Consider the following 14,382-nt stretch of genomic DNA (forward strand, 5'->3'; position numbering starts at 1 on the left):
AAAGATTATGAAAACTTTATTTAATTAAAATCTACTATTTATTAATAAGAATTTTTTACAAAATAAAAAAGTGGAAATTTTATTCCACTTTATCTTAAATATTTTTTAAAGACTTATAATCAAATCCTCTTCTATATTCTACATAGGATCTATCATCTTTATAGACATAATCTCTTAGAGTTTTCTCTACAAGCCTTATATTAAATTTTTCATCTTTGGACTTATAAATTTCCTTCACATAAATATCTGTATCAGAAAAATTTAATTTTCTCTCAGCTTGTACAATTGCAAGAAGTGAGTTTTGTAAATGTTCTTTGAAAATTATAAACCTTGCCTTTGTAGAAAATTTGGAATTCTCATTGTCTAGGAAGCATTGGAATACAAAGTATTTATCTTCCCAATATCCAAAAACTTCATCCTTTTCTTCACTCATTGTAAAATCATCTAGATTATCCACTATTTCAACAAAAAGTTCTCCTGTTTCATCATCATGAGAAAGTATGTATTTTCTTTTCTTTAATTCTAAATCTTTTGCACAATCTTTTTCGATTACTTTTAAATTCTTCATGCCCTAACAATCCTTTTTGAAAAGATTTCTAAAGTATATCTAGAGGCAAGATATCCAATAAAATATATTATAATTGTGACTATAATAGTTGGAATAATCCCTGCTTGCACAAATCTTGATTGTGGTACAAATAACTTTACTATGAAAAAGGAAGTCCAAACGCCAAAAGCACTTTTTGTTGGTACAGAATAAAATATATTACTATCTTTATCATAATTTTTAAAGATTATCAAAGTCAAAATATCACTTAATACTCCGCTGACTAGTCCAGCCAAGGCTCCAAAAACAGAAAACCTAAGCATATAAATCGCATAGCACAAAGAAATTAAGGATACAGTTCCAATTTTTCTAGTTTTTAAAATTGTTGCTGTATATATAAAGGAGAAAGCGGGCGCCGTCATAAGGACTCTTGAAGAAGGTATTGGTAAACTCAAGGATATAGTATAAAGGATTTTACCAACAACAATCATCATTGCCAGAGAAAGACCCATCAAAACCCAATCTTTCAGTCTAAATTTTTTCATCTAATCACCTAAAACACAATAATTATCAAATTCTAAATAATCTCCAGTATTTGCATAGGCCCTTGCCCTGCATCCACCGCAAATATTATTAAAATTACAAGTTCTACACTTTCCCTTATAATATGAAGGGTCCCTAAGTTTTTGAAAGACCTCGCTATTATTCCAAATGTTATAAAAAGAATCCTCTTTCACATTGCCAGCCTCTACTTCTGCATAGGGACAAATATTCACCCTGCCGTCGTATACCAAGCTACAATAACTTGTACCTGCTATGCATGACTTTTTTACTCTTGGATCTAAATCTAATTTCTTTGCCATGACTGTTGACTGGGGTGCACAAGTAGGCTTTATAAATAAGTCTGACTCGTACTCCAAAACTTCCTTAATAGCTTCTGTATATTCTTCTTTTGTTAGGTAGACATTTTCTAAGTTTTTTCCCCTACCTGTCATAACTAAGAATAAAACATGTACTGAAGATGCTCCTAGCTCACTTGCAAAATCTAAAAGGCTTTTTATTTCCTTTAAATTAATTTTAGAGATAGTGGTGTTTATCTGAAACTTAACATCATTTTCTTTTAAAATCTCTATACCTCTCATGGTTTTTTCAAAGGCTCCCTCATATCCTCTAAAGAAATCGTGAATATTTTTGTCTCTCGAATCTATAGAAATGGCAAGGGATTTTATATACTTTTTTATAAGTCCTATATTTTCTTCATCTATGAGAGTCCCATTAGTTCCCATACAGGTATAAAGACCAAGGCTGGATGCAAATTCTGCAAGTTCAAAAATATCCTCCCTCATTAAAGGTTCTCCACCACTTAATTTAAGCATATTAAAGCCAGCTTTTTTTATATCTCTAAAGACTTCCTTTGCCTCTTCAGTAGATAGCTCATCTGACAAATCCACATCTTCTTTAGAATTCCTATAGCAATGTTCACAATAGAGGTTGCATTTTTTTGTAACATTATAAGATACAATTTTCATTTTTCCTATAACCTCCTAAAGAAATTGCCTCATAAAAGAGGCAATTCTAATATTATTTAATTTATTTCCTTATCAAAGTAGGTATGGGTCATCTTCCCAAGCAATTAATGTTGTCGGATCTTTGGCATTTGTATCTCTTCCTTCTGGTGGAAGGTCCTTAGCAGATTCTGGTTCTGCAGCTTCTGTTGGATAATTAAGATCTTGATCCCTTGCATTTAATTTTTCCAATTCTTCACGAGATTTAGCTTCATGCATTTCTAAGTCAACTGTATCAATATCTATGCCAAGAGCCTTTGCCACGCCCTTTCCATATTCAGGATCAGCTGCATAGCAATTTCTTATATATCTGTGCTTAATTTGCATAGTTGAGTCGCCTAAGTTTCTAGCAGTATTTTCAAATAAAACTAATTTTTGTTCATCAGTCATCCTATTAAATAACATGCCAGGTTGTGTGAAGTAGTCGTGATCATCAGCCCTATAATCGTATCTCTTAGTTTCTCCACCTTTATCATGTGGTATTTCTAGGCTTGGATCATCTTGCCATCCGCCATAAGAATTTGGTCTATAGTGAAGTTCTGCACCCTTATTTCCATCAACTCTCATTTGTCCATCTCTGTGGAAATCATGAGGATGTTTTACACCAAGTGGTGAGTTTACAGGAATTTGGTGATGGTTAACTCCAAGTCTATATCTTTGTGCATCTGAATAGAAGAAAGCTCTAGCTTGAAGAACTCTATCTGGAGAAAGTGCAATTCCTGGAACTATATTTGCAGGAGAAAAACCAGCTTGTTCAACATCTTGGAAGAAGTTATCTGGAACTTTATTTAAAACATATTCTCCCACAGGAATAAGTGGATAATCTTTCTTTAACCACATTTTTGTAAGGTCAAAAGGATTTGTCGGATGTTTTTCAGCTTCTTCTTCAGTCATAACTTGGATATATAATTTCCACTTTGGATAATTTCCATTTTCAATAGCTGTATAAAGGTCACGACCTGAAGATTCTCTGTCCTTACCATTTACCATTTCAGCTTCTTGGTCAGTATAATTTAAAATACCTTGTTGACTTCTAAAGTGGAACTTAACCCAAACTCTTGTGCCTTCTTCATTATACATAGAATAAGTATGAGAACCAAAACCGTGCATATATCTAAAGGAAGAAGGTATACCTCTATCACTGTTTATGATAGTTGTTTGTAGTAAAGATTCTGGAAGAGATGACCAATAATCAAAGTTTGTGTTTGGACTTCTTAGGTGAGTCTTTGGATCTCTCTTGACAGCGTGGTTTAAATCAATAAACTTCATTGGATCTCTGAAGAAAAATACGGGAGTATTATTTCCAACTACATCCCAGTTTCCATCTTCTGTATAAAATCTAACTGCAAATCCACGAATATCACGTTCTGCATCAGCTGCTCCACGTTCTCCAGCAACTGTTGACATTCTTGAAAATACCTTACACTTATTTCCAACCTTGCTAAAAAGTTTTGCCTTAGTGTATTTTGTGATGTCGTGAGTTACAGTAAATTCACCCCAAGCACCCCAGCCCTTGGCGTGCATTCTTCTTTCAGGAATGACTTCCCTATTAAAGTGAGCGTGTTTTTCAAATAACCACAAATCTTGGACTGAAAGGTGACCATCCATACCTGCAGTCATGGAATCTTCGTCATTATCAACTACTTGTCCACCTGCACGTCTAAGTGTAGGATCATCATTTACATTTTGATTTCTACTTGGCATTGGATCTCCGGCCTTATTCTTAGCTGTTGGGTCCATTTTTTTCTTATCGTCTGCCATTTTATACCTCCTAAAAAAATAATTACAAAATTATAGCCTACTTTTTAATTACCCAAAAAGTGTACATCTACTCAATGCATTAAAAAGCTTTTTCACTAAATTTATAAAAACTTGTTTATGAAAACTTGATAATTTATATTTAGAAAATCCAAAAAATAATAAAAATTTCTAAAAAATCCAGAAAATAGCAGTCTTTTATGTGCTTTTACTATTGTTTTTATACTTTATCGTAATCTGTAGATAAATAGAATAATAAATATTTTTTCTTATTTTCTTGACAAGGGTATTTTTTCTTTTTTACAATATTTGTAGAAGATTTAATGAAATTTTAGTTTTTCCTATATCAGGTATTTATCACTACATATAAGGAGCTTATAAATAATTTTAATTATGATAGGAATCTACTAATCTTATAAATTTAAGGAAGTGATTAATTATGAATCCCGAATTAACTATATTATTACTATTTATTCTTGGATTTATTATATTCAATTTTTTAACAGAAAGAGAAAAAAGTGATTCTAACTATAGATCAAAAACACTTAAAAATATAGATTTTGTAATGTTTACCTTGGCATTTTGTTTTGATAAGTCCTATTTATTAATTTTAACGCTTATATTATTTATGATTTTTTATTATTTTTATGATGAAGAAAAAAAGAGCGATAAGGGAATCTTTCTATACATGATATCTGCCATTGTATTAACTCCCATGGTATTTTTAATTCCAGATAAATACCACTTGGAATTTGCAAATATATTTTCTCCTAACATTTATATGTATTTAATTCTTTTAACTAGCCTAGTATACTTTGCAATGAATATATATAATTTTAAACAAATTACGACTTATTCCAAAAACAAACTATACACATTTATATTCTTACAAGTAATTATTTATATTGAATATTTTTATTTAGTGTATTTCTTTATTTTTAGATAAAATATTAATATTTCAATTAAATATATTTCTATAAAAAAAGACAGCTTCTATAATGAAACTGTCTTTCTTTTTATATTAGAGATGAATATTATTAGCGACCGCCACCGCCGCCTCCACCAAAGGATCCTCCTCCACCTCCTACAGAAGTTGAGCCTCCAACTCCTCCGTTAGTGAATCCAGATCCGCTTTGATAAGATTGATTGATTTTTTTGGAGAAATTTCTCGTTGCCAATATATGTGTGTTATAAAGTGCGTAGTTATTGACATAAGCTGGATATGCCTTTGCTCCTTCTACAAACTCCTTGTCTAAGAAGAAGATTGATGAATAAATTAGATATTCTTCCCACTTCTCAAATTCCACTTCTTCTGTAACTTGCTCTAGATTGTCTTTTAGATAATTTTTAAACTTAATTAGATTTTCGTAGAGAACTTTTCCCTTTTCAGTTACTCGAAGTTCTTTGCCAGTTCTTCTTGATCCTAGGAATTTCTTTTCATAGACATAGTCCTCTAAGTATCCTCTTTCTCTAAGATTTCTAATAGAAGATGTTTGGAATTCTTCGTAATAATTTTCCATTTCTTTTCTATGTTTTCTCACATATTTTTTGAAATCTTTTGCTGTGATGTATTCTTTATCATTTTCTTCTTTGGCTGCAGAAATCATATCAAAGAGTTCTTCTTCCATTGGTCCCATGTTTTCAGGGCTTTTTAAAATTTTTATCTTATTGTTAGAATAGCCCTTTCCTTCTTCTACAAATTCTATGGCTCCTTCTAAATTCCACTTTAAAATAAAGGCATTTATATAATTTCCAACTAAATCTCCTGTGACTAGATAAGCTTCAGCTATAAAATATGCCAAGTCTTCCATAGGTCCCTCATAAGGAATTTCTTTATAGTACTCTCCTTTTAAATCCTTTGTTTTTGGAAGAATCTTTTTATTTTGGATTTTTCTCTTATTAAAGGATAGACCTACAGCCCTTGCTACAAAATAAACTACTGCCACTACTGCTGCAAAAATTCCTCCTAGGGCAGTTTTTTCTCCTGTAGACATAGGCTTTTCGTAAGCTTCTCCTTCTCTATTTTCCCAATGAGAGCCCTCAGCCGCCATATTTGCATAATCATCAAAGTTTTTATCAATTTTATAAGCTGTATTAAAATATCCCTTTGGGAATTTTAGCATGACACTTGCATAATCAACATAGCCAGAGGATTTCATTTGGATTACTCCATCTACATTGTGGATTTCTCCTTCCATGCCAAAACCCCACATTTTTACGTCATTAAAATCTTCAAAGCCTTTAATAATTATATCTACATTTTTAGGTTTTGGATCAAAGTTATCTCCAACAAATTTAAAAAATAACATATCGCTGTCATTTAATCCCACTACTATTGGATTTATTGTGTAAGATAAGTTATAAGTGTTATCAGCAAATTCACTAATTCCCCAAGTAAGTTCAACTTCGTCTTCTCTATCAATTCGGCCATAGTGATAGGCTTTTTCTTCAAAGCTTGAATCTATATTCCATGGACTAATTTCTGTAAAGTCCCTTCCAAGAGCATTGACAGAAAAATCTTCAATTTTTATACCCTGCAAATTGTTTATTAGTTTATATCTTTCAGTGTAATCCTTATTGTCCTCATCAATTTGCCAAACTTCATTTACTTTTGCAATTCCATTTTTATCAATTGTGGCATCAATTTTAATACTCTTAAAATCTTCTGCAAAAACAAAACATGGAAGAAGTGCAAATAAGATAGTCAATAAAAGTATCTTTTTTATTTTCATGTCATCTCTCCTTTTTAAACTTATCTATTTTGATAATACAACTTTACAAATAATTTTTCAATTTTATTATTCTTACTAATTTTTAAATTTTTCTTGTATTTTTAATTTAAAATATTTTTTCCTCAAAATTATTTAATATTAAATATAAAAAAAGAAGTTGTCAAACTAATGGCAACTTCTTTTAAATTTATAGTTCTTTTAAATATTTATTTAATAATTTGTAGGAAGCTTCTTCATCAACAGTAGAAATTAAACCGGCAGAAGATAGGATATAATCGCTATCTAAATAGCATTTTACATCTCTATTTATCAAATATTTATCTTCTAAATCTTTTATGGCTGAGAGAATTTTTTTAGGTTCATTAGAATTAATGAGAGATCCTCCAGTCCCAATAAACATTTCTGCTGGTCTCAAATCTTTTCCATACTGTTCATAAATCGTTCTAGTAGCTGTTTTAATTTTTTTAATGTGACCAATATGCCTCATAAGGGAAGTATGAGTTGCAATATAGCACAAGACATTGTCAAAATACAAATCTTCTTCATTGTCTGGAATATAATTTGTGTGATTATAACGAAAGTCTGTTTTTTCTTTAGCATCCTTGATTCCAAAGTCTAAAAAAGCTTCTTCCCCAACTGACTCATAAAGAGCAGTGGCAGAATATCTCATTCCCATGTCGCCCTCAACAGTTCTCTTTTCATAAGGCTCATCAATGGGAGGTGAGATGACATTTTCTTCTCCATAATAAGTCTTGCCTATTGAGTGAATATCTGTTGTTGCTCCACCAATATCTACTGATAAAATAACTTTATCAAGATATTTTGCATAGACAGACATGGCTTTTTGGACTGCAACTGGAGTTGGAAGAAGTATTTCAAAATCTTGACTCAATTTATCTATTCCCTTAGCGTGGGCAATAGTCTTTATAAAAAGATTTCCTATTGTTTCCCTGAGAGGTCTATAATTTATCGTGTTTGTCGTTGGCATAACATTTTCTGTGAAGTCACAAGGGACATCTGCTTTTAAAAAGATGTCCCTTATTTCTTCATGAGTATCAATGTTACCAGCCACAACAACTGGAATTTTTACCGATCCCTTTGCAAGTTTTTTTGCATTGTAGATTATATTTTCCTTGTTGCCGTGGTCAGTTCCACCACACAAAACTATGATATCGGCTCCAGAATTATTTATTTCTTCAACTTCTTCGTCTTTAAGTTCAAAGGAATAAACATTTAATATTCTGGCTCCACTTGATAATGACGCAAGTCTTGCAGCGTCAGTAGTTAGATTTTTTGAAAAACCTATTGCAATTACCTTTAGCCCTCCTGATGCTGAAGAACAACCTAGTATTTTATCATATTCGACATCAGAGATTTCTCTTAATTTTTTATAAGCTTTATTAAAGCCCTCTCTCACATCAGTCTCCACAGTAGTGTAACTTGAAGCACTAGCCAAAATCACATTCTCATCTGTATCCACTAAATGTAATTTTGTATAAGTTGATCCAACATCGACTAAAAGATAAATCATGCTAGTTTTTCATCTACTATTTTCATAATTTCTGCGTGATTTTTTTCTACAATCTTTCTTGTAGCTTCCATTTTTTCTTCAAGTTCATGTCTGTAATCTTGATCTTTAAGAGAGTTTAGGTTAATGATTACATTTAAGAAAGCTCCGTGAACTGCAGCTTCAATATTTAGTAAAGCTACTGCAACGTCTGTAATTGCATTTGAGTTACCTTTTTCTGCAAGTTCTCTTGCATAATCATAAAGTTCAGTAACCTTAGTTCCAAGTCCTAGAGGCACATCAATTGCATTTCTGTAACCTTCTTGAATCTTTTCGGATCTTTTAGCTTTTTCTTCTTCAGTTTCTTTTGGAAGTTTCATAGCGTCCATAACTCCGTTAAAAGAGTTAGCGTCTCTATCAATACCATCAACAAAAGCATCTTTATATTTTAAAAGTTCAGCTTGAAGTTCTTCCATTCTGTCAGAAACGTCCATATATTTTTTCTTGCCAATAGTTAGACCTGCAACCATTGCAAGAAGTGAAGCTGCCATTGATGCGTTTAGTGCAGCAATTGATCCACCACCAGGTGCTGGTGAATTTGAAGCAGTTTCGTCAGCGAATTCTACTATATTTAAATCTTTAAGCATTTTTCCTCCTGTGAATTAGAATAATCCAGTGATAACTCCGTCATTATCGATATCCATCTTGTTAGCAGCTGGTACTTTTGGAAGTCCTGGCATAACCATGATGTTAGATGTTTGAACTACTATAAATCCTGCTCCTGCAGAAACTCTTACATCTTGAATTTCAATATCAAAGTCTGTAGGTGCTCCAACTATATTCTTATCATCAGTGAATGAGAATTGTGTCTTAGCAATACAGATAGGAAGTTTGTCAAGACCCATTTCTTCTATTTTCTTAACTTGTTTTTTAGCAGCTGTTGTGAAGTTAGCTTGTCTACCTCTGTAGATTTCTCTAACAATTGTGTTTACTTTATCAACGATGCTGTCATTTTCATCATAAATAGGCTTGAAGTTAGATTCTTCTTCATCAATAAGTTCAACAACTTTATGTGCAAGATCTTCAGCACCTTCGCCACCCTTAGCGAAACATTCACAAAGTGAAATCTTAACGCCTAGTTCAGCACAAAGTTCTTCTAATTTTGCAATTTCGCCTTCAGTATCGTCTGCGAATCTATTGATTGCAACAATTGCTGGAACTCCGAATTTTCTAACATTTTCAACGTGACGTCTTAAGTTAGCAAATCCTTTTTCAAGAGCTTCAATGTTTTCAGCTTTTAATTCTTTTTTATCTACTCCACCGTGCATTTTAAGAGCTCTAATTGTAGCAACAATTACAACTGCATCTGGAGCAAGACCTGCTTTTCTACATTTGATGTCCATGAATTTTTCAGCACCAAGATCAGCACCGAAACCAGCTTCTGTAACTGCATAATCGCTTGTTGCAAGTGCAAGTTTAGTAGCTAGGATTGAGTTACATCCATGAGCAATGTTAGCGAAAGGTCCACCGTGAATAAATGCTGGTGTATTTTCAAGAGTTTGTACCATGTTTGGTTTTAATGCATCTTTAAGAAGCATTGCTACTGCACCTTGGATTTCAAGATCAGCAACAGTTACAGGACCTCCATCAAGATTGTATCCAATAACCATTTTAGCTAGTCTGTTCTTTAAGTCTTCGATGTTTTCTGATAGACAAAGAACTGCCATGATTTCAGAAGCAACTGTAATCATGAAGTGGTCTTCTCTAGGGAATCCATCAGCTTTTTTACCAAGAGAAATAACAACATTTCTAAGAGCTCTATCGTTCATGTCAAGTACTCTTTTCCAAGTGATTTGACGACAATCAATTCTTAGAGCATTTCCTTGGTGAATGTGGTTATCGATAGCTGCAGAAATAAGGTTATTTGCAGCTGTCATTGCGTGAAGATCTCCTGTGAAGTGAAGGTTAATATCTTCCATAGGAACTACTTGTGAGTATCCACCACCTGCAGCTCCACCCTTAACACCAAAAACTGGTCCAAGAGATGGTTCACGAAGTGCTACTGCAGATTTCTTTCCAATTCTATTAAGACCTTGAGTAAGACCAATAGAAACTGTTGATTTACCTTCACCTGCTGGTGTTGGAGAGATAGCAGAAACAAGAATTAATTTACCATTTTCGTTGTTTTCTTCAATTCTCTTAATTGCATCCCAAGAAATCTTAGTTTTATATTTACCATATTGTTCAAGATCGTCTTTTTCGAAGCCTACTTTTGCAGCAACTTCTTCAATAGGAAGCATTGTAGCTTCGTCAGCTATTTGTATATCTGTTTTAAATGCCATATATTAAATTACTCCTCAATTAATAGTGTTTCAAGAACTTGTTCTGATTTTAATCCTTCAATTTGCATATAGTAAGCTGCTGAATCAACTAGAGCTTGTAGTGGAAGAAGTCCAATAAGTTCAGTGTTAACAACAGTTACGCCATATCTCTTAGCTTCTGATTTAATCATTTCAAGAGCTTGATAAATTGCAGTTTTTTCAAAGTTTACAAGGTTCATTGATACTTGAGTTTGACCTTTTTCTTCAAGTTCAAGACCAATAGCCTTAACAAATCTTAGTCCTCCACCGATGTGACGAACTTTCTTTGCAATTGTATCTGCAATAGTTAAATCGCTAGTGTTTAAGTTTACGTTAAATGCAACTAGGTGGAATCTTGCTGCAACAGCAGTAGCTCCTGATTTAACATTCATTTCTTGAGGACCAAAGTCTGGTTTCCATTCTTCTTCTTTGATTTTTTCGAAGAATCCTTCGTATTGTCCTTTTCTAACTTTTGCAAGGTTCTTTCTTGCTGGAGTTGAAGCAGCATCTTCATATAGGTAAACAGGAATTCCCATATCTCCTATTGCTTTACCAACTCTTTTAGCGTATTCAACACATTCTTCAGTTGTACATTCTGTTACTGGAACAAATGGAATAACGTCAACTGCTCCCATTCTTGGGTGAGCACCCTTGTGTGTAGACATATCAATTATTTCAGAAGCAACCTTAACAGATTCTAAAACTGCATCGATAACAGCTTCTGGTTCACCAATAACTTCAACAACTAGTCTGTTGTGGTCAGCATCTGGTTGGTAGTCAATTAACTTAATATTTTCTTTTGCTCTAAAACATTCTGTGATTTTTTCAACTTTCTCAAGGTCTCTACCTTCAGAATAGTTAGGAATACACATTACTCTTTTCAATTGATTTTCCTCCTAATATAGATTACTTAATTACTTTCTTTCCTCTTACATTATATATTATTTTACGTTTTTTTTAAAGTTCAACAACTTTTTCTACTTCTTCAAGAAGTTTTCCAGTGCTTATTAATTCTTGAGCTTTTTCAAGTTCTTCGTAAATTTCGATATTCTTATCTTCTTCGATAAATGCTACTTGGTTTCTAATTACATCGTGAGCAGCTTTTGTACCTTTACCAAGTTCAAATTTGTTTTCTTCCATTTCCATTCTAAAGTCAAGAGCTTGAGCAGCTATCATAAGTTCAGTAGTTAAAATTCTTGCAGTGTTTTTAACAACTTCTCTAACTTTTCTAGAAGCCCAGTTACCCATTGATACGAAGTCTTCTTGGTTTTCACAAGATGTTATAGAGTCAACACTTGCTGGGTGAGATAAAGTTTTGTTTTCAGATGCTAATGCAGCTGCAGCGTATTGAGTGATCATGAAACCTGAGTTTAGACCAGGGTGTTTTACTAGGAATGAAGGCATTCCAGAAAGTGTAGTGTTAACCATTCTTTCAATTCTTCTTTCAGAAACATTACCTAGTTCAGAAACTGCAATTGCTAAGAAGTCAAATGGTTGAGCCATTAATTCTCCGTGGAAGTTACCACCAGAAATTACTTTACCGTCGTGAGTGATAATTGGGTTATCAGTTGCAGAGTTAAGTTCGATTTCAACTTTTTCTTTTACATATTCAAGAGTATCTTTGGAAGCTCCGTGAATTTGTGGCATACATCTAAATGTGTAAGCATCTTGTACTCTAAGTTCTGCTGTGTGAGTTACATAAGTTGAACCTTCAAGAATATTTCTTAGATTTTCAGCAGTCTTTAGTGATCCAGCGTGTGGTCTAATTGTGTGAAGTTCTTCCCAGAATGCGTCAATGATTCCTCTTGAAGATTCACAAGCCATAGCTCCTGCGATATCAGCAATCTTAGAAAGTTGAAGTGCATCATAAGTTGCAAGTGCTCCAGTTGCTGTAAGAACTGTTGTACCGTTAATTAGTGCAAGTCCTTCTTTAGCTGCAAGTGCGATTGGTTTAAGTCCTGCTTTTTCCATAGCTTCTTTACCTGGAAGAAGTTCTCCTTCATAGTAAGCTTTTCCAAGTCCAAGCATTGGAAGAACCATGTGTGCAAGTGGTGCTAAGTCTCCAGATGCTCCAAGAGATCCTTTTTCTGGAATAAATGGAACTACGTTTCTATTTAACATTTCAAGAAGTAATTCAATAGTAGAAAGTCTGATACCAGAAACTCCCTTTAAAAGTGAATTAATTCTAATAAGCATAACTGCTCTTACTTCATCTTCAGGAAGTGGGTTACCAAAACCAGAAGCGTGAGTTCTGATGATATTTTCTTGTAATTGAGCTGAATCTTCTTTAGAGATACTTACTCTTGATAGAGAACCAAATCCTGTGTTGATTCCGTAAACAACTCTTTCTTCTTCAACGATTTCTTCTACATATTCTCTTGATTTGTTTACGTCAGCTATTGCCTTTTCATCAATTTCTGCTTTTACGTGATTTCTTGTTACAGCTACTAATTGTTCAAGGTCTAGATCATTACCTGTTAATACTACTTTGTTCATAATTGTACTCCCTTTCTTTTAATTCATTACATCTAACATACTAATTCAAAAGAATATTATAAAGATGAAACATCATGTCATCCTTTGAAAAGTAGTTGCTAAAAAATTTTCCTGCACTTGCTAGTTAAATAACTTTGCAAATGTTTTCTAACTAGATTTTATTCTAAATATAAATCATTGTCAATAATTTTAGAGAAAATAAAACTCTATTCACTAAAAAAATACAATGTTTTAATACGTTTTCTTGATAACATGTTTGTCTGATTTTACAATTTACAGTAACTTATTATAATTTTACAAATTTATTAAAATTTTTAATATTTATTTACAAAAATTCATATTTTTTCTAGTTATTCATTTTAATCTATATTAACCTTATCTTGTTCTTTTAAGAATAAAGTTTACATAAAAAAATGACTTAGTCCCCTAAGTCATAAAATTTATCTTAATCTTTCTTTATTAGTCCATAGACAATAAGTCCTACAGAAATAGCAAAGGCAATTGTCATTGTAAAGTCACCCTTCACATAATCAATTAAATGATTTTTATAAGATGATGTAACTTTTAGGTCCAAAAGTGGCATGAAGTGTAAAAATATTATTAATAAAACAGTTAAGACCACGCCAGTTATAATATACTTGTCTCTAGATTTCATTTATTTGCTCCTTTCTTACTATTAAATAAGCTCCCACAACTTTTTTAGCACTTCCTACTGACTTCTCTTCTTTCTCTTTATGTATTTCAAATTCATAGTAATTTATTTCAGGAAAAAGGCTAACTGTGGCAAAAGTTTTTCCTTCAACTTTTATTTCAAGATTTAAGTCAATTTTATTTTTCTTCTCCACATCGAAGACTAAGGCATTGGAAATTAATTTTGGGTCCATGGGAAGATCCACCATATAATCATTTTTTAAAATTTTATTTCCTATTTTAATTCCAGCTTTTTTATACTCTTTGTTCTTATAGTTTAACTCCCAGACATCTCTTCCACTAAATTCTATTGCATTTTTAACTTCTGAAATATTTTCAATTGTATATGCTTCTTTATTGGCCACTTCTTTTTTTGCGTAGTCATCCTCATCAATAAGTCTTATATGTTTTATTTCTGCTATTTCATAACCAAGACTCTCTTCCATTTGTTTCTTCTTGTCACTGGCTACTTCTAAAATTCTAAAATTTTTATTGGATTCGTAATTTTCATTATCAATATTTACTTCTTCTTGATCTAAAGCTTTTGGTATATCACTGTAGGACTTGAAGCTACTTTTCCCAAAGAATATTAGAAGTAAAAATATAATCGCAAAAAGGATAATTAATTTTTTTATTTGTGGCTTCATCACGCTTACTCCTTAAAGGAATTATATCATTAAAAAATATTATACACGATAAAAAACTGCAATAAAAAATGACTTAGTTT

Annotated in this window: 13 protein-coding genes; 1 reads left to right on the top strand and 12 read right to left on the bottom strand. The window is 32.4% G+C overall.

Annotation, left to right across the window (positions count from 1 at the left end; translation table 11 throughout):
* Positions 1 to 94 precede the first annotated feature (94 nt).
* The 4 genes from BN3657_RS08110 to BN3657_RS08125 all read right to left on the bottom strand — a co-directional run bounded on the left by BN3657_RS08110 (position 95) and on the right by BN3657_RS08125 (position 3,873).
* Positions 95 to 568 carry a staygreen family protein gene (locus BN3657_RS08110; protein WP_062552496.1) on the bottom strand — a complete coding sequence of 158 codons (474 nt, stop codon included), beginning with the start codon at positions 566 to 568 and terminating at the stop codon, positions 95 to 97.
* A complete protein-coding gene (locus BN3657_RS08115; RefSeq protein ID WP_019138833.1) occupies positions 565 to 1,092 on the bottom strand; it encodes a hypothetical protein in 528 nt (175 codons plus the stop codon). The genes BN3657_RS08110 and BN3657_RS08115 overlap by 4 nt, the downstream gene beginning before the upstream one ends.
* A complete protein-coding gene (locus BN3657_RS08120) occupies positions 1,093 to 2,076 on the bottom strand; it encodes a radical SAM/SPASM domain-containing protein (protein ID WP_062552497.1) in 984 nt (327 codons plus the stop codon). It abuts the gene before it with no gap.
* A 72-nt stretch (positions 2,077 to 2,148) separates the two neighbouring features.
* Positions 2,149 to 3,873, bottom strand: a complete 1,725-nt coding sequence (locus tag BN3657_RS08125; RefSeq protein WP_019138835.1) for a catalase — start codon at positions 3,871 to 3,873, stop codon at positions 2,149 to 2,151.
* Positions 3,874 to 4,309: 436 nt separating this feature from the next.
* Here BN3657_RS08125 and BN3657_RS08130 point away from each other — a divergent pair, with 436 nt between their 5' ends.
* Positions 4,310 to 4,816, top strand: coding sequence for a hypothetical protein (locus BN3657_RS08130; RefSeq protein WP_062552498.1), 507 nt, complete (start codon positions 4,310 to 4,312; stop codon positions 4,814 to 4,816).
* A 91-nt stretch (positions 4,817 to 4,907) separates the two neighbouring features.
* Here BN3657_RS08130 and BN3657_RS08135 read toward each other — a convergent pair whose 3' ends face one another.
* From BN3657_RS08135 to BN3657_RS08170, 8 genes are all read right to left on the bottom strand, one after another.
* Positions 4,908 to 6,602 (bottom strand): DUF2207 domain-containing protein, encoded by a 1,695-nt coding sequence (locus BN3657_RS08135; protein ID WP_062552499.1) that lies wholly within the window; start codon positions 6,600 to 6,602, stop codon positions 4,908 to 4,910.
* A gap of 187 nt (positions 6,603 to 6,789) precedes the next feature.
* Positions 6,790 to 8,133, bottom strand: coding sequence for a methylaspartate mutase accessory protein GlmL (gene glmL, locus BN3657_RS08140; RefSeq protein WP_062552500.1), 1,344 nt, complete (start codon positions 8,131 to 8,133; stop codon positions 6,790 to 6,792).
* Positions 8,130 to 8,756 (bottom strand): cyclodeaminase/cyclohydrolase family protein, encoded by a 627-nt coding sequence (locus BN3657_RS08145; RefSeq protein WP_062552501.1) that lies wholly within the window; start codon positions 8,754 to 8,756, stop codon positions 8,130 to 8,132. The genes glmL and BN3657_RS08145 overlap by 4 nt, the downstream gene beginning before the upstream one ends.
* A gap of 15 nt (positions 8,757 to 8,771) precedes the next feature.
* Entirely contained in the window at positions 8,772 to 10,451 is a 1,680-nt protein-coding gene (locus BN3657_RS08150; RefSeq protein WP_019138838.1) for a formate--tetrahydrofolate ligase, read from the bottom strand.
* A gap of 8 nt (positions 10,452 to 10,459) precedes the next feature.
* Positions 10,460 to 11,353, bottom strand: coding sequence for a glutamate formimidoyltransferase (ftcD, locus tag BN3657_RS08155; RefSeq protein ID WP_062552502.1), 894 nt, complete (start codon positions 11,351 to 11,353; stop codon positions 10,460 to 10,462).
* 73 nt (positions 11,354 to 11,426) lie between these two features.
* A complete protein-coding gene (gene hutH, locus BN3657_RS08160) occupies positions 11,427 to 12,965 on the bottom strand; it encodes a histidine ammonia-lyase (protein WP_062552503.1) in 1,539 nt (512 codons plus the stop codon).
* 445 nt (positions 12,966 to 13,410) lie between these two features.
* Positions 13,411 to 13,620 carry a hypothetical protein gene (locus BN3657_RS08165; RefSeq protein WP_062552504.1) on the bottom strand — a complete coding sequence of 70 codons (210 nt, stop codon included), beginning with the start codon at positions 13,618 to 13,620 and terminating at the stop codon, positions 13,411 to 13,413.
* Positions 13,610 to 14,302 carry a hypothetical protein gene (locus tag BN3657_RS08170; protein WP_062552505.1) on the bottom strand — a complete coding sequence of 231 codons (693 nt, stop codon included), beginning with the start codon at positions 14,300 to 14,302 and terminating at the stop codon, positions 13,610 to 13,612. The genes BN3657_RS08165 and BN3657_RS08170 overlap by 11 nt, the downstream gene beginning before the upstream one ends.
* Positions 14,303 to 14,382 lie beyond the last annotated feature (80 nt).

Origin of the sequence: Peptoniphilus phoceensis (assembly GCF_001517665.2) — a bacterium.
Taxonomy (GTDB): Bacteria; Bacillota; Clostridia; order Tissierellales; family Peptoniphilaceae; genus Peptoniphilus_A; species Peptoniphilus_A timonensis.